This is a genomic window from Xanthomonas floridensis (genome assembly GCF_001642575.1).
In the GTDB taxonomy this organism is placed as follows: domain Bacteria; phylum Pseudomonadota; class Gammaproteobacteria; order Xanthomonadales; family Xanthomonadaceae; genus Xanthomonas; species Xanthomonas floridensis.
The window spans coordinates 32,655-49,068 of sequence record NZ_LXNG01000026.1 but is presented as its reverse complement, the minus strand read 5'-3'; the positions used below and the strand labels follow the sequence as shown (position 1 = coordinate 49,068).

General features: G+C 66.0%; 14 protein-coding genes and 1 pseudogene. 8 read left to right on the top strand and 7 right to left on the bottom strand.

Going from position 1 to position 16,414, the window contains the following annotated elements; translation table 11 throughout:
* Positions 1–190: 190 nt before the first annotated feature.
* From A7D17_RS15680 to A7D17_RS15665, 4 genes are all read right to left on the bottom strand, one after another.
* Entirely contained in the window at positions 191–1,738 is a 1,548-nt protein-coding gene (locus tag A7D17_RS15680) for an adenosine deaminase family protein (protein ID WP_064509940.1), read from the bottom strand.
* Between the two features lie 330 nt (positions 1,739–2,068).
* Positions 2,069–3,382, bottom strand: a complete 1,314-nt coding sequence (locus tag A7D17_RS15675) for an NCS2 family permease (protein ID WP_064509944.1) — start codon at positions 3,380–3,382, stop codon at positions 2,069–2,071.
* Between the two features lie 398 nt (positions 3,383–3,780).
* Positions 3,781–4,740 carry a PDR/VanB family oxidoreductase gene (locus A7D17_RS15670; protein WP_064509943.1) on the bottom strand — a complete coding sequence of 320 codons (960 nt, stop codon included), beginning with the start codon at positions 4,738–4,740 and terminating at the stop codon, positions 3,781–3,783.
* Positions 4,741–4,757: 17 nt separating this feature from the next.
* Positions 4,758–5,810, bottom strand: a complete 1,053-nt coding sequence (locus A7D17_RS15665) for an aromatic ring-hydroxylating oxygenase subunit alpha (protein WP_064509939.1) — start codon at positions 5,808–5,810, stop codon at positions 4,758–4,760.
* A 126-nt stretch (positions 5,811–5,936) separates the two neighbouring features.
* On the opposite strand from A7D17_RS15665, the gene A7D17_RS15660 reads away from it, so the two are divergent.
* From A7D17_RS15660 to A7D17_RS15645, 3 genes are all read left to right on the top strand, one after another.
* On the top strand, positions 5,937–6,854 hold the full coding sequence (locus tag A7D17_RS15660) for a LysR family transcriptional regulator (protein WP_029218470.1): 918 nt from the start codon (positions 5,937–5,939) through the stop codon (positions 6,852–6,854).
* 558 nt (positions 6,855–7,412) lie between these two features.
* On the top strand, positions 7,413–8,219 hold the full coding sequence (locus A7D17_RS15655) for a TatD family hydrolase (RefSeq protein ID WP_064509938.1): 807 nt from the start codon (positions 7,413–7,415) through the stop codon (positions 8,217–8,219).
* A gap of 409 nt (positions 8,220–8,628) precedes the next feature.
* On the top strand, positions 8,629–9,078 hold the full coding sequence (locus A7D17_RS15645) for a hypothetical protein (RefSeq protein ID WP_153041971.1): 450 nt from the start codon (positions 8,629–8,631) through the stop codon (positions 9,076–9,078).
* Between the two features lie 209 nt (positions 9,079–9,287).
* On the opposite strand, the gene A7D17_RS15640 is transcribed toward A7D17_RS15645, so the two are convergent.
* A complete protein-coding gene (locus A7D17_RS15640; RefSeq protein ID WP_064509935.1) occupies positions 9,288–9,956 on the bottom strand; it encodes a VOC family protein in 669 nt (222 codons plus the stop codon).
* Positions 9,957–10,314: 358 nt separating this feature from the next.
* Here A7D17_RS15640 and A7D17_RS24195 point away from each other — a divergent pair, with 358 nt between their 5' ends.
* Positions 10,315–10,695 carry a hypothetical protein gene (locus A7D17_RS24195; protein WP_153041970.1) on the top strand — a complete coding sequence of 127 codons (381 nt, stop codon included), beginning with the start codon at positions 10,315–10,317 and terminating at the stop codon, positions 10,693–10,695.
* 226 nt (positions 10,696–10,921) lie between these two features.
* Here A7D17_RS24195 and A7D17_RS15635 read toward each other — a convergent pair whose 3' ends face one another.
* Positions 10,922–11,809 (bottom strand): LysR family transcriptional regulator, encoded by an 888-nt coding sequence (locus A7D17_RS15635; protein WP_064509934.1) that lies wholly within the window; start codon positions 11,807–11,809, stop codon positions 10,922–10,924.
* 97 nt (positions 11,810–11,906) lie between these two features.
* Between A7D17_RS15635 and A7D17_RS15630 the strand changes: the two genes are divergently transcribed.
* Both A7D17_RS15630 and A7D17_RS15625 read left to right on the top strand, forming a co-directional pair.
* Entirely contained in the window at positions 11,907–13,181 is a 1,275-nt protein-coding gene (locus A7D17_RS15630; protein WP_064509933.1) for an MFS transporter, read from the top strand.
* A 1-nt stretch (position 13,182) separates the two neighbouring features.
* Positions 13,183–13,564: pseudogene (locus A7D17_RS15625) on the top strand (VOC family protein).
* 94 nt (positions 13,565–13,658) lie between these two features.
* On the opposite strand, the gene A7D17_RS15620 reads toward A7D17_RS15625, so the two are convergent.
* Positions 13,659–14,087 (bottom strand): MerR family transcriptional regulator, encoded by a 429-nt coding sequence (locus A7D17_RS15620; RefSeq protein ID WP_064509931.1) that lies wholly within the window; start codon positions 14,085–14,087, stop codon positions 13,659–13,661.
* Positions 14,088–14,176: 89 nt separating this feature from the next.
* Here A7D17_RS15620 and A7D17_RS15615 point away from each other — a divergent pair, with 89 nt between their 5' ends.
* Together A7D17_RS15615 and A7D17_RS15610 are read left to right on the top strand one after the other, a co-directional pair.
* A complete protein-coding gene (locus A7D17_RS15615; protein WP_239692224.1) occupies positions 14,177–15,133 on the top strand; it encodes an alpha/beta fold hydrolase in 957 nt (318 codons plus the stop codon).
* Positions 15,134–15,524: 391 nt separating this feature from the next.
* Positions 15,525–16,364: an NAD-dependent protein deacetylase gene (locus A7D17_RS15610; RefSeq protein ID WP_064509930.1), complete on the top strand. Its 840-nt coding sequence runs from the start codon at positions 15,525–15,527 to the stop codon at positions 16,362–16,364.
* Positions 16,365–16,414 lie beyond the last annotated feature (50 nt).

Here is a 16,414-nt window from a genome sequence, read left to right as displayed (position 1 = left end):
ACCTCGCGCCGTGTCTGCTTGCGCTTGCCGTTGTACTCCGCGTCGCCAAAGCTCAGCTGCATCGAGATCGTCCGCTCGGTTCGTTGATCCATTGTGGCAGTATCAGATGGAGTTGTTCAGACCTTCCTTAGCGGTGAAGCCTGTTCGCGCACGGGCGCGCTCCTCACTGACGGGTGTGCTGCCGCAGGCGTTAGCGGCGCTGCGCCAGCAGCGAGCGCTCGTACTGCGCCAGGTCGATTTCCAGCTGCCATTGCAGCCGCGCCTTCTCGCTGGCCTGGCGAAAGGCACGGCAGTGGGCATCGTCTGCCTCGCGTTGCAATGCGTCGTGGCAGGCCTGGACGCCGCCGCCATCGGCAGTCCACAGGCTGGCACCTGGCAGGAAGCCATACGTCAGCCCGTTGCGCGCCAGCTGCTTGAGCGTGGGGTAATCGATACCCTGTTCCTGCATGGCGCGTTGGTATTCGTGGGTCATGTCGGCACGCGACACGCCGGCATCGTCGGTGGCCAGCACCACCGGCACGCCTGCGCGCAGGTACATCGCCAGCGGGTGTTGCGCGCCCTTGACGCCCAGAATCACCTCGTTGCTGGTCAGGTTGATTTCCACCGCCACAGGTTGCTTGCGCATGCGCTCCAGCAGCCCACTGGCATCGTCCTCGTAGGGCAGGTCCACGCCATGGCCGATACGGCGTGCGCCGGCATCCACGGCCTGGCGGATATGCGAACGCAGCTGCGCCGGCGGTACCAGGCCCAGGGTCAGTTCGCCTGCATGCAGGGACAGCGGAACGCCTGGATAGCGCGTGGCGAAGAAGCGGAACATCGCCATATGCCGCGTGTAGTCGGCCAGTGCCACCGGGTTGTCTTCGGGCGCGACGATGTTCACCGCCACCGCGCGGCTACCACCGGCGGCCACCAGCGCATGGGCAAGCGCCATCTGCCCGAACACCGCCGGCTGCGGCAGCACGCGCAGCACATACGGCACGTAGCGATAGGTGACCCGGCAGCCGGGGCGCGCATCGGCCTGGTCGCAGCGCAGCACGCGGCGAACCTGCGCATCGATATCGGCCAGCGCCGCCTGTGCGGCCTGCACCAGCGGCGGCAACGCCTCCTGCAGGGCGGCCAGGTTGGCACTGTCGTCATCGCCTCGCCAGGGCAGCGCCTGCATGCGCTGCGCGGCCTGATCCATCTGCGGCGGGTTGGCGATGATTTCCACGTATGGCACGCGGTCGCGCGCGGCCTGGTCGAGCACCGCGGCCACGGCATCGGCCACGCGTGTGTGTACCACCGCATCGAACTTGCCGAAGCTGCCGAAGAACTGGCCGTGCCCGGTGGGCTGCGCGGCAGTGGGCAGGAACCTGCGCATCGACAAGGCATCCACCACCCGCCCGTACAACGCTGCATTGCGTGCGGCCAGGCCGCTGGCCGGCTCCTGCGCCTTGCCGCAGGGCGGCGCGCGCAGGCTCAGGTCATCCAGTTGCACGCAGGCGCCGTCTTCGCTGGCCCACTGCAGGTAGTCCTCGGCATACACCGAACCGGACAGGTGGTTGTGCAGGTCGCCGCCCTTGGGCATGGCCTGCAGCCAGGCGCGCAGCTGTGCAGGTTGCGCGGAGGCGGCGTGGAACAGCTGCGCCACCTGTTGCTCGCGCTGCTGCGCGGGAGCGACGGAAGCCGTGCGTGCCTGGGCGATGCAGGGCAACAGCACGCAAGCGCTCAGGATCAGATAACGATGCAGACTCGACATGCAGGAAATACTCGCTAAAGACAGTGGGGCGCCTGGTGGCTGCAGGCGGCTGCACAGGGATGCCAGGCAGGAAAGCAGTGCCCACGCAAGGCAGGCATGGCAGATGCAGGCTGCCGCCACGCAAGCACGATGGCGTGCGCAATGTCAGCCGGAGCACTGGCGGACACCGCATCACCCCCCCTGCGCAGGCGGTGCCTGACCCGCCGCATCACGCAGCCGGCAGCGTCGCTCGCGCGCCAGGCAATCACCGTCGCGCGTGCCATGCAGCGCCCGTGACGACTATATGCGGCGTGACTGCGCGAGTATGCGTCTGCGCATGCCGGCATCGGCTCATTCCAGCGCATAGCGCAGCACGAACAAGCCGGCGATCGCCCAGGTGGCCGGGTGCACGCCGCGCCAACGGCCGCTGCCGAGCTTGAGCGCCGCGTAGGTGATGAAGCCCAGTGCCAGACCGGTGGCGATGGAGTAGGTAAGCGGCATGGCGAGCATGCAGATCGCCGCCGGTAACGCTTCGCTGACATCGTCCCACTGGATCTGCGTGCACTCGCGCAGCATCACCGAGGCCAGATAGATCAGTGCCGGCGCGGTGGCATACGCTGGCACCATGGCCGCCAACGGCGAGAACAGCAGCGCCAGCAGGAACAAGGCGGCGACCACCAACGCGGTCAGGCCGGTGCGCCCGCCTACCTGCACGCCGGCGGCGCTTTCCACGTAGGCGGTGGTACTGGAGGTGCCGAGCAACGAACCGGCCAGGATGGCGGTGCTGTCGGCCAGCAGGGCGCGGTCGAACTGCCGGCGTTGCGCCTGCGTGCGCAGCAGGCCGGCGCGCTGCGCCACGCCCATCAAGGTGCCGGTGGCATCGAACATCTCCACCAGCACGAACACCAGCACCACATGCAGTACTGCCGCAAGTGCACCGCTGCTACCGTGGCCGTGCAGCGCGCCGGCAATATCCAGCTGCAACAGCGTCGGCGCCAGGCTTGGCGGCAGCGACAGCACGCCCTGGTAGCGCACCAGACCCAGCGCCAGCGCCGCGGCGGTGACGGCCAGAATGCCGAGCAACATCGCCCCTCGCACGCGGCGCACTTCCAGCACGCCGATCAACAGCAGGCCAGCCAATGCCAGCAGCGGTTCGGGCCGATGCAGGTCGCCCAGGGTCAGCAGCGTTTGCGGATGCGCCACCACCAGCCCGGCCTTCTGCAGGCCGATCAGGGCCAGAAACAGGCCGATGCCGGCCGCGATTGCGCTGCGCAACGTGGCCGGAATGCCATCCACCAGCCAGCGCCGCGCGCCGGTGACGGTCAGCAGCAGGAACAGGCAGCCGGACACGAACACCAGCCCCAGCGTCTGTTGCCAGCTGTAACCCAGCGTGCCCACCACGGTGAAGGCGAAGAACGCATTCAGGCCCATGCCCGGTGCCATGCCGATCGGGTAGTTGGCCAACACGCCCATCAGCAGCGAGCCCAGCGCCGCGGCCAGGCAGGTCGCCACGAACACCGCGCCATGGTCCATGCCGGTGGTGGCCAGGATGTCGGGGTTGACGAAGATGATGTACGCCATCGTCAGGAAGGTGGTGGCACCTGCCAGCAGCTCCGTGCGCCCAGTGCTGCCGTTGGCGGCCAGCGCGAATCCGGGCCAGCGCATCAGCGGGCGCTCCGGCAACGGTGGGGGAAGGCGATCACACAAGCGACCATCGGCAGGCATCTCATCGGCACAGGGGGCAACGCGCGGTCGTTGCGCAGACGCGCGGGCCGAACATCTTGCACTGTGCGACCGCAGTTGCCACGGACCTTGGGCACGGAATGCGTTGCGAGCGCAATGCCGGTTGCCAGCACGGTGCATGAGCGCCAGCGCCTGGCGCGGCTGCGCCAGCATTGCCCGGTGCGTGCAGCAACCGCATCGTGCAAGACGGTGCGCGGCCCACGCCCATCCACAGGGTCCCTGCAAGGTTGGCGGCTGCTTCGCCGTGCAGCATGACCGGCATCAGCCACCTGCGCGCCCGCTGTCGTCCTGTCTGCGCAGGCGCGACACACGCGCAATGCTCAAAGATCCAGCACCAGGCGCGGCGAACGGCTGCGCGAGCAGCACAGGGTGATCTGCGTGTTGCTGGCGCGCTCGGCCTCGCTGAGCACGCTGTCGCGATGATCGGGGACACCGGCGATCACACCGGTCAGGCAGGCCCCGCACATGCCTTGCTCGCACGAGAGCGGCACCTCGATCCCGGCATCCAGCAGGGCGCTGGCAATGCTGCAATCGGCCGGCACCTGCAGCACGCGGCCGCTGGTGGCCAGCTCCACCTCGAAGGGGCTGTCGGCGTCATGCGCAAGGCCGGTATCGGCGGCGGCGAAGTGTTCGCGGTGCAACTGCGCGTCAGCCCATCCCTGCGTCCTGGCAAGCTGGGTGAAGTGGTCCATGAACGCGGCCGGCCCGCATAGATACAGTTGGTCGTGCACACCTGCCTGCACGAGCGCTTCGGGCACATGCACGCGCGGGCTCTGGCCGCCATCGCTCAGATGCACATGCACCTGGCCATGCGTGAAGCCTTGTTGCAGCCGCTGCACGAAGGCCACGTCGGCATGCCGGCGTGCGTAGTAATGCAGCACGAACAGCTCGCCGCGCGCTTCCAGCGCCTCGGCCATCGACAGCAGCGGGGTGATGCCGATGCCGGCCGCCAGCAGCACATGCCGTTCGCCCGGATGCAGCGGGAACAGATTGCGCGGGCTGGAGATCTGCAGGCGGTCGCCGGGGCTGAGCTGCTCGCACAAGTGCCGCGAGCCGCCGCGCGAGGCATCGGCCAATTTGACGCATAGCACATAGTGATCGCGCACATGCGGCGCGCTGGCGATCGAATACTGGCGGATCAAGCCATCCGGCAAGTGCAGGTCCACATGCGCACCTGCCTCGAATGCTGGCAATTCCGCGCCGACTGGTTCCAGCCGGATCGCGCGTTGGCGATGGCCTTGATCGACGACGTCGGCAACACGCACTTCATGCAGGCTCATGGCGCGCTCCTTGGCGGTCAACGCAGGAAGAAGTCGCTATAGCCCTGGCTGCGCAGGCCACGGCGGTAGGCGATCGAACTGCGGTCGGCCGGGATATGCACTTCCAGCAGCGGGTCCAGCGGCAGGTATTCGGGGCGCTGCGCTTCCACCATGGCGCGGTCTTCCTCGAACACGCGCAGGTTGAAGGCGTGCACGTCTTCCACCGGCAGATGAGTGTCGAAGTTGCGCGCAATCGGCACCAGCAGGCGCGTCTTGTGCTTGGATACCGGGCTTGCGGCGTTCATGATCACCAGCCGCTTGCCCGGCACCGGGAAATGGATGGTGAGGGTGGCGGTGAACGGCAAATGCACTTCGAAGTGGCGCAGCCACTGGAAGCCGGGGTCCACGTCCGGCAGCGGCATGTCCACCGAATAGTTGGCCACACTGCTGAGGTAGTCGGCGTTGAAGCCGGTCGGCGTTTCGGTGGTGGTATAGGCCGGCACCTCGCGCTTGTCCGGCTGGGCGAAGGTGGCGGTATGCACGAAGGCGAAATGCGCCACGTCGATGAAGCCTTCCAGTTGCCGCGCCGCGCTGCCGGCGATGTCGAACGCCGGGCACACGATCTGCTGAAAGCCATCCTCGTCCCAACCCGGCATCGGCGGGATCTGCACCTCGGCCTCGCTCACGCCGGCGGGTTTGGCCAGGCACACCCAGATCAGCCCGTAGCGCTCGGCCACCGCATAGGTGTGCAGGCGCATCTTGGCCGGAATGTTCTGATTTGGACTGGCCGGGATGTGATTGCAGCGCCCGCCCGCGCCGAAGCGCAGGCCGTGGTAGGCGCAGACCACGCCGCCACCATCGGCGGTACCCATGCTCAGCGGCACGCCGCGGTGCGGGCAGACATCGCGCGCGGCCACCAGTTCCTCGCCCAGCCGGTACAGCACCAGTGGCTCGTCCAGCAGGGTGGCCTTGAACGGCGCCTGCCCCACCTCGCTGCCCAGCGCCACCGCGTGCCAGTGCTGGGCCAGGCGCTGCCAGTCGGCGGCTTCGAAGGTGCAGTGCAGCGGCAGGGCGGGGACGGCGACATCCATGGGGCGGTCTCTGGCGTGAGGCGGGAGCGGTGCCGGATTGACTCTAGGAAGCCGGGGGTGTGTGATCAAACATCGTTTTTCCGCCAAGCCATTGCAAAAAATGCAACGCCAACCGAGCTACGCCCCATGCTGACCTTCTCCCGCTTCACCCGTTACTTCATCGAAGTGGCCCGCTGCGGCAGCATCCGCAAGGCCTCGGAGGTGTTGCACGTGTCGGCCTCGGCGATCGACCGGCAGATCCTCAAGGCCGAGGAAGAGCTGGGCGCGCAGCTGTTCGAGCGCCTGCCCGGGCGGCTGCGGCTCACCGCTGCCGGCGAGTTGCTGCTGGTGGACGTGCGCGGCTGGGAGAAGGCCTACGCCCGCACGCTGGAGCGCTTCGACGAGCTCAAGGGGCTGCGCCGCGGGCACGTGGAGATCGCCATGATCGACGCGCTCAGCGAGGGCGTGGTGCCGGCGGCGGTGGCGGCCCTGGTGCAGGAGTACCCCGGCATCACCTTCAACCTGTCCACCGCGCGCAACCAGCGGGTGATGGAAATGGTGACCTCGGCCGACGTGGACATCGGCCTGCTGCTGGACCCGGTGAGCAGCGTGGACCTGGAGGTGCGCGCGTTTGCGGATATCCCGCTGGGGATTGCCATGCCGGTCGGCCACCCGCTGAGCACGCGCACCGAACTGCAGCTGAGCGAGACACTGGAGCACCGATTGCTGCTGCCGGCCGCGCCGCTGATCGTGGGCGAGCATGCCAAGGTGCTGTACCAGCGCCAGCACATCGATGTGAAGCGGCTCACCCACTGCAACGATGTGCGCACCTTGCGCGGCCTGGTGCGTGCAGGCGCCGGCGTGGGGCTGATGTCGTGGCTGGACGCCGCACCCGACGTGGCCGACGGGCGGCTGGCGTTCGTGCCGTTCCGCCAGCACCTGACCAAACCGATGACGCTGGCCTTGTGCGTGGCCCCGCAGCGTCAGCTTTCGCGCTCGGCGCAGCTGGCGATCCAGGCGCTGGCTGCGAAGATCGATGCGATGACGGTGCCGGAGGTAGGGTGAGTGTGCGGCGCAAGCGGCCCTCACCCCTGCCCCTCTCCCGCAGGCGGGAGAGGGGAACGGCAACGCCCTCGCTGCGGGCCGATGGTGTGTGCAGGTGCTGGATGGCGGCATGCAGTGCTGTCAGCCCTCTTTGGGGACGTAGAGGGTGCGCAGATGCTGACGAGCGCATGCAGACATGGCTAGCCGCGCGGGGATACCGCGGATGCCGCCAACAGCATGCAGGCCACCAACAGCATGCAGATACCGCCAACAGCATGCAGGCCACCAACAGCATGCAGATACCGCCAACAGCATGCAGGCCACCAACGGCATGCAGATACCGCCAACAGCATGCAGATACCACCAACAGCATGCAGGCCGCCAACAGCATGCAGATGCCGCAGCGGCTATCCCTTCTCCCGCGTGCGGGAAAACGACAAAGCGCCGAGCTAATCACCCCGCCACCCGCGCCCGCAGCGCGTCCCTTCTCCCGCCTGCGGGAGAAGGTGCCCGCAGGGCGGATGAGGGCAGCGCTCACCCGGTACAATCGCAACTGCTCTTTCAGGCCACACCCGCACCATGCAGTTGATCGATATCGGCGCCAATCTCACCCATGATTCCTTCGATCGCGACCGCGACGCCGTGCTGCAACGCGCCCGCGACGCAGGGGTGTCACAGCTGGTGATCACCGGCGCCAGCCGCGAGCATTCGCCGTTGGCCCTGCAATTGGCGCAGCAACACCCCGGATTCCTGTACGCCACCGCCGGCGTGCATCCGCACCATGCGGTGGAATTCACCGCCGAATGCGAAGCGGAGATGCGTACCTTGCAGGCACATCCGCAAGTGGTGGCGGTAGGCGAATGCGGGCTGGATTACTTTCGCGATTTCGCGCCACGCCCGGCCCAGCACAAGGCCTTCGAGCGTCAACTGCAATTGGCCGCCGACAATGGCAAGCCGCTGTTCCTGCATCAGCGCGATGCGCACGATGACTTCCTGTCCATCATGCGCAGCTTCGACGGCAAGCTGGGTGCGGCCGTGGTGCATTGCTTCACCGGCACGCGCGAAGAGCTGTTCGCCTATCTGGACCGCGATTACTACATCGGCATCACCGGCTGGCTGTGCGACGAACGCCGCGGCGCGCATCTGCGCGAGCTGGTGCGCAATATCCCCGCCAACCGGTTGATGATCGAAACCGACGCGCCCTACCTTTTGCCGCGCACGCTCAAGCCCATGCCCAAGGACCGCCGCAACGAGCCGATGTTTCTGTCGCATATCGTCGAAGAACTGGCGCGCGACCGCGGCGAAGACGTTGCCGTGACCGCTGCCAACAGCACCGCTGCGGCACGTGCGTTTTTCCGTTTGCCGGCAGCTCAGCCGGGCAGTTGAAGACGCACGCAGGCATCGGCTGCCGCATTGGCGAACGAGCGCATCGCCCAGGGCAGTGCGTTGCCTATCGCTGCCATCGCGCGCAGGTGCCTGCATGCATGGCGGTGCCGTAGATGATGATGGCAGCCGTTGGATAACACGCTGCCCGCCAGCACGTGCGCAGTGCGATAGCGCCGCAGGATGCACGGCAATCTCGCCGGGGAGACCAGGGTACGTAAAGGTACGACGTGCAGCCGGGCGCCAAGGCTTGGCCGTTGCGGCACTGCCGCTACGCGCTGGTGCCGCATGAACTGAGAAGCGCCCCGTCCGGCGATGCGCCGGTGGTTGTCATGGACAGGTCGTCATGCGGTCACCGGCAATGTCCACCTTCGCCGACGGGCAATCGGCCCTCGCACTGAAGGGAAAGACCATGCGCATTTCTCGTTACCTGGAGCGCGGTGTGTTCGCCGTGGCTGCAGTGCTCACCTTGACCCTTGGCGGCGTCACGTCGGCCTACGCGGATTCGTTCAAGGTCAGTGGGAATCTGTCCTATCGGTCCACCGAAGTGAAACGCCTGGCCAACTGTGCGGCGACGCAGTGGTACAACAAGTCCGAGTCCGGCGGACAGATCAACGACTGCAACAACGCCGGCAACGACGCTTACTGGGACGGGGTGCATCTGTCTGCGGCAACGGAGATGGAGATCATTGGCGAACGTGTCGGCTATTACAAAGGCGCCTGTCCGCCCAAGCACGGTTTTGCATACGTCAAGTGCTACTACGTAGACGGACGCGCCAAGGGTCACCCGGTGATGACGGTAGCGGTCGAGTCGTACGGCCTGGGTGGGATGACTGCCCGTGTGACCTGGTACTACCTCTGAGGGTGCGAGGCCACCGAGGCACTGCGCTGCCACATCGGTGGCGGCGCAGTGCGTGCGTCGAGTACGTCAGCCAGTGGCTGCGCGATAGCAGACCGCCGTGCTGTGGCTATCGCCCACCAGCACGGCAGCTGGGTAAAGCATGCATGGTTGAACTGACGGCGATGCGGCGCGACGCCGCCTTGTACTGCAAAGCCATCGTGGTGCCGTGGCTAGGCAGCCAGCAGTTCCCAGCCCTGCGCATCGCGTAGCCGCAGGCCTGGTTGCGGTGCGTCCACGCTAACGCGCAAGCCGTCGGCCCACGGCAGTTGGCGCTGTTGCGGAAACCACCGCCGGCGCTGGTCCACCACGATCAACAAGCCTTCATCGTCGCCCAGCGCGACAAAGCCTTCCACGGCCGGCGCGAACGGGTGCACGCCGAAATGATGGCCAACGCTGCTGGTCACCGCGGCCACGTTGCTGCTGGGCAGGCCGATCTCGCTCAGGCACAGCAGTTCGCTGCCATGAAATATGCCCTGGCCGGTGGGTGTGTCTTGCAGTGCATTGCGCGCAATCAGTTCGAGCACGGCCCCATCGGGGCCGGCAAAGTAGACCGAACGCGATTGCCACACGCCATCGAGCTGGAAGCGTTCCTGGCCAGCGGGATCGGTGAGCAGCGTTGCACGTGCGCCGATCCAGGCCGCCGCTGCATCGAAGCGCGCAGGCGCCACGTTGAAGGCCAGGTGCACGCTGCCCACAGACTGCTGCGCCTGGATGCATTCCAGCGTGCTCCATCCGATGCGGACGCTGTTGCCCGACAGCGGCAACTGCAGCGTATCTGCATAGAAGCGCAGGCTGAGGGTCGGATCGAGGCAGGGCAGAACAAGGTGGCGCAGTTGCATGGCGATACTTCTGTGGCGGGGAAGTCCATATTGAACAACCTCAATCATGGTTGAGATCAAGAGCCCGTTGCCAGCAAAGCGCTGTTGTTGGGATGGCAGGTCCGAACCTGATCGCGCTAAATGTGGCCGGAATATGTCGCATGGCGAACCCGTGGGGTATTAAACGAAGTTGCCTCCGTTTTTTTGCAGAGCCGTCAAGTAGAGTCCGGATGTGATTAGCGATTGTCACTGCGCGCAACAGCGGATTTAAGTTGCCATCCTTGGGTGGAACCGATTGCACAATGGTGACCGCAGCCACCGGAAGTCCCCTCAAATGGGTTTCTCATCTTTAATCGATCAAAAGCCGGGAGTGAATAAAATGAGCATAAAGATTTTATTTATGGCAGCCAGCGTGCTGGCAGCATCGCTGTGTTTTTTGCCGAGTGCCAATGCCCAGCTGACTCACCCTTTCCATGTGCTGATGGTCGGTGTTCCGAACAGCAGTAACATCAACTCAGTTTATGTGGTTGGCAGGGGTGTCAATAATACAGGATTTGAAACGTGTATTAGAGTGACTCGTGGAGGCGATCGTGGAGCAATCACGTGGGTTACACCTCCCCAATCTCTGGTGGCCAACGGAACAACCGTAACCATTCTCGGATTTACTTCAACTCGTTGCCAAAACGGCATCGTGCTACGTAGGATGTCGACTGTCCCAGGGTTTGACCGTCTTACAAATTTCTGGTTCTCACTGCGCTGATATCTGCCGCGCATATCACTGCTGCAGTCAGGGCATGTGGTGGGCAGCAGTGATGCGTGGCAGCATGGACCTTGTTTCAAGCAACGGATTACCCCGGGGGTAGGCGTAAAGTGGCGAGCGGTGCGGCAAGCCAGTGCGCAGGTGTGGAAAGTGCCGCGCCCGCTGCCGGGCGCGTAAAGGGCGATCAGCCGCTTGAGGTCGTTGCGACGCCGGTTCTTGATTACATTCAGATCAATTCCGCCAGCCCCCATAGATGGCGCACCAGCGGAGCGCTGTCCAGCGCGCCCGGTGCAACCGCCAGGGCCAGTCGTGCGAGCGGCATGCGTCCTTCGATATCCAGGTAGCGCACGCCGGGGCGCTGCAATTGCGCGGTGGAGGCGGGCACCACCGACACGCCCAGTTCGGCGGCGACCAGGTTGATGATCGACGACATCTGCGGCGCCTCCTGGGTAATGCGCAAGGTCACGCCGGATTCGCGGCAGGCGGCGAGGATTTCGTCGTAGAGGCTCGAACCGAAGCTGCGCGGAAACAGGATGAACGGCTCGCCGGCCAGCGCCGCCAGCGGCGCGCTGTTGTGGGCGGCCAGCGGATGTGCCGCCGGCACCGCGATCTTCATCGGCTCATCGGCAAAGCGCAGTAGCTGCAGGTCCGGTGGCGTGCTCAGTCCGTAGCGGACGAACGCCGCATCCAGGCGGCCATCGGCCAGGCCCACCAACAGGCTGGCGGTGTTGGTTTCTTCCAGCAGCAGTTCGACTTGCGGCCACTGCCGCCGGAAATCGCGGATCAGGCGCGGCACCACCGGACTGAAGGCGGCCGAAGCGGTGAAGCCCATGCGCAAGCGGCCCGATTCCCCGCGCGCCACGCGGCGGGCCGTTTCGGCGGCGCGCTCCACATCGGCCAGCACCCGTCGCACTTCGCCGAGAAAGGCCTCGCCGGCTGGCGTCAGCTCCGCACCGCTATGGGTGCGGCGGAACAGCGGTGTGCCCAGCTCGCGTTCCAGCGTCTGGATCTGCTGGCTCAGCGGTGGCTGGCCGATACCGACCCGGCCAGCGGCACGGGTGAAATTGCCTTCCTCGGCAACCGCCAGGAAATAGCGCAGGTGACGCAGCTCCATGATATCTGTTTCACATATGGCAACTGCCAGCATCATATATTGGACAGGGGGTGGTAGCAGGCGAATACTCGCCGTCCCCGGTCTCATCCAGATACCCGTGCCTGCTTCCGACTCCCGCCCCAGCGCCCTGCCGGCCACTGCCGCCGTCCCCGAGATCGCGGCGCCTGCCAGCGGCCGCATACGGCTGGCCTTGTTCCTGGCCGGCTTTGCCACCTTCTCGCTGCTCTACAGCGTGCAGCCGGTATTGCCCGAGTTCGCGCGTGCCTTCGGCGTGGATGCGGCGGTCGCCTCGTTGCCGTTATCGCTGGCCACCGGCGGGCTGGCGCTGGCGATCTTCTGTGCCGGTGCGGTCTCGGAAAACCTGGGCCGGCGCGGGCTGATGTTCGCTTCGATCGCATTGGCCGCGGTACTTAACCTGGTGGCGGCCTTCCTGCCGGACTGGCATGCGCTGGTGGTGGTGCGCACCTTGTCCGGCATCGCGCTGGGTGGGGTGCCGGCGGTGGCCATGGTGTACCTGGGCGAAGAACTGCCCGCCAGCAAGCTGGGCGCGGCCACTGGCCTGTACGTGGCCGGCAACGCATTCGGCGGCATGAGCGGGCGCATCATGATGAGCGTGCTGACCGACCACACCGACTGGCGCACCGCACTGGCGCTGCTGAGCGGGTTCGATCTGCTGTGCGCGTTTGCATTCCTGTGGCTGCTACCGCCTTCGCGCCATTTCGTGCGCCGGCAAGGGGTCAACCTGCGCTTCCATCTGCATGCCTGGGCCGGGCATCTGCGCGACCGCAACCTGCCGTGGCTGTTCGCGCTGCCGTTTCTGTTGATGGGCGTGTTCGTCAGCCTCTACAACTACGCCGGGTTTCGCTTGGGCGGGCCGGAATTTGGACTGAGCCAGAGCCAGATCGGCATGATCTTCAGCGCCTACGTGTTCGGCATCGTCAGCTCGTCGGTGGCCGGCGCGGCGTCGGACCGCTTCGGTCGCGGGCCGGTGGTCAGCGCCGGCATCGTGTGCTGCGTGGTCGGCGTGGCGCTGACCCTGGCGCATGCGCTGGCGCTGGTGGTGGGCGGCATCGTATTGCTGACGATCGGCTTTTTCATCGCGCATTCGGCGGCCAGCGCCTGGGTGAGCCGGCTCGGTGGCGCGCATCGCAGCCATGCCGCCTCGTTGTATCTGCTGGCCTATTACGCCGGCTCCAGCGTGATCGGGGCACTGGGCGGCTGGTTCTGGCAGCACGGCGGATGGGCCGGGCTGGTCGGCATGTGCCTGACGCTGCTGGCGCTGGCGTTTGCCGCCGTGCATGTGTTGCGCCAACGCGCCGATGATGCACGCCCGTACGGCCGGTGTGCCCCACATCCTGCGCGTGGGCAATGACATGCAGATCGAGCGGCTCGACCATCTTGGTGCTCACCGTTGCCGACGTGCACGCCACCTGCGATTTTTATGCGCGCGTGCTCGGCATGCAGGCGGTGCGCTTTGGTGAAGGGCGACGTGCGCTGGCCTTCGGGCAACAGAAGATCAACCTGCACGCCGCCGGGCGCGAGTTCGAACCGAAGGCGCGGTTGCCGATGCCCGGGCCGGCAGATCTGTGTCTGATCAGCACACCCCCATTGCAGCAGGCGCAGGACCACATCGCCGCTGCCGGTGTCACCATCGAGCAGGGGCCGATCCAGCGTACCGGCGCAACCGGTGCGTTGCTGTCGATCTATTTCCGCGATCCTGACGGCAACCTGATCGAGGTCAGCAACCTGCTGTAGCGACCGATTGCCGTGCCATGTGTGCGCTGTGCGACGTGGCAGGTGGCGCGATGCAAGGCACCTTGAAGCGATGGCCGTCGCTCACCCTTCCGAGCTAGCGTGCCCGCTTGCTGCGTGCCGTCTGCGCTGCAGAAGGCGGCGCGGCGATCGCATCGGCCGCACCCTGTGCCAGGGTTTCCAGCAGGCGCCCACGCCGCTGTTCCAGATCGGCCAGTTGGCGCTCGATTTGCTGCAGACGCGCGCGATGCACGTGTGCGGTTTCCGGGCACATCTGCGCACCTTCCAGTAAGCGCATGCAATCGGGAAATCGGAGAATATCGTCCAGGCTGAAGCCAGTGGCGATCAGCCGCTGGATCTGCCGCACCTGCGCAACGCATGCGGCGGGAAACACCCGATAGCCATTGGCGCTGCGCGAGGACGTCAGCAGGCCACGCGCGTCGTAGTGACGAATCGAGCGCACGCTGACGCCGGTCTGCAGTGCCAGTGCGCCAATGCTCAGCGAGGGTTCGGGAGGCGTTGCCATGCGCCAAGCATACGTTGCAAGTACTGCTTGACCCTCACACTGATGTCAGGCTGGAGGATGGCCGCTCTCATTGTCTGGAGCTCACCCCGATGCCTGTTCGCTTCTTCCCTGTCGCTGGCATGCTGCCGATGCGCTGCGCGCTGGCTTGCCTGTTGCTGCTTTCTTCAACCTTGGCCGCGGCGGTCACCCCCGCTTCGCGCACCTATACGGTGACTGCGCCCGATGGCGTCACCCTGGCCGTGCAGGAACACGGCGCCGGCGATGCTCCGGCGATCGTGTTCGTGCACGGCCTGCTCGGCAGCCGCATCAACTGGGATGCGCAGCTGGCCGACCCGCTGCTGCAACGTTACCGGTTGATCACCTACGACCTGCGCGGGCATGGTCTGTCCGGCAAACCGACTGCCGCATCGGCCTATCAGGACGGCGCGCGTTGGGCCGACGACCTGGCGGCAGTGCTGAAGGCCGCTAATGCTCACGACGCCGTGCTGGTGGGGTGGTCGCTGGGTGGCGCGGTGATCAGCAATTATCTGAGCCGGTATGGCGATGACGGCCTGGGCGGCGCAGTGTATGTCGATGGCGTGATCGAACTACGCGCGCAGCAACTGGGAGCACACCCGGCGATCTACCGCGACCTGGTGTCCGATGACCTGCGCACGCATCTGCAGGCGGTGTACGACTTCCTGCGGCTGTGCTTTGCCACTCAACCGCCTGTGCCGGTATTCGACACCCTGCTGGCCAATGGCCCTGGCCTCGTGGGACATGCAACGCGCAGTGCAAGGCATGTCGATCGATACTGCCGGCCTGCAGCGCACTCGGCTGCCGGTGCTGCTGGTGTATGGCGCGCGCGATGCGCTGGTGCGGAGCGCGCCGACGCTGGCGCGTGCACGTCAGCTGCAGCCGCGCGCGCAGATTCGCCTGTATCCGCAGGCAGGCCATGCTCCGTTCCTGGAAGAAAGCGCACGCTTCAATCGGGATCTTGCGCAGTTCATGGAGCAGGCTGGCGTTGGGCAGTGAGCGCAATGGGCAGTGGCGGGATTGCGTGGTGAGTCATGCGCGTGTGCAATGACAGGCAATGATGCGTCGCGCTCGTACCGGCGTGTCGGTAAGCGCAAGGCCCGCTGGCCGACTGCTGCAATCCTGGGAGGCGGCCTCTCCGGTGACGGCGTGCCACGCTCCAGGCGGTTGCTTGGAATCGACCATCCAGCCCCAATGTCATGAACTCGCTGACGGCGGCACGCGTGGACATTTCAGCTGCATCCAGTGCCTTTGGTTGCGCGTACTAGATGCTGAGTTGTGCCGATGACGCAGTGCACTGTAATCCACACGGTTCACTGCATCATCGAGCAAGCGTGCGCTGCAACCGCTCCGGTAGAGCTTGCAATGCGTTGCGCGCAGTATGTGTCTGCAAGGCGATCCCATGGCAATTGGAGTTGTTCGATGACCGCTGTCCTAGCCCAAGCCGACGACGCGCTGCAGGCGTTCATCGAGCGCCACCAACGTCTGTTCGTGCTCAGTGGTGCCGGGTGCAGTACCGATTCGGGCATTCCCGACTACCGCGACCTGCAGGGCGGCTGGAAGCGCCCGCAGCCGGTGACGTTTCAGGCCTTCATGGGCGAGTTGTCCACGCGCCAGCGCTACTGGGCACGCAGCCTGGTGGGCTGGCCGCGGTTCGGGCTGGCCAAGCCCAATGCCACCCATCACGCACTCGCCGCACTGGAGGCGCGTGGCCAACTGGAATTGCTGCTCACCCAGAATGTGGACCGCCTGCACCAGGCCGCCGGCAGCCAGGCGGTGATCGACCTGCACGGCCGGCTGGACGTGGTGCGCTGCATGGGCTGCGAACGGCGCATGCCGCGCACCGAGTTCCAGCTGCTGCTCGAGCAGGCCAATCCCGGCTGGGCCGACCTGGAGGCGGCCCAGGCGCCCGATGGCGATGCGGATCTGGACGATGTGGCGTTCGACAGCTTCGTGGTGCCGCCATGTCCGGCATGTGGCGCCGTGCTCAAGCCAGACGTGGTGTTCTTCGGCGAGAACGTGCCGCGCGAGCGGGTGGAGCGTGCATTTGCGCATCTGCAGGCGGCCGATGCGGTGCTGGTGGTGGGCTCGTCGCTGATGGTGTATTCGGGCTTTCGTTTCGTGCAGGCCGCCGCGCGCAACGGCCTGCCGATCGCCGCACTCAATTTCGGGCGTACCCGTGCCGACGCGTTGCTCAGTCTGAAGGTGGAGCAGTCGTGCGCGCAGGCGCTGGCCTTCCTGCGGCCGTACCCTGCCGCCTGACCGCTCCGGCCGATCCTGTTGCTGTACTTCCGCGATCCAGACAGGGCGAT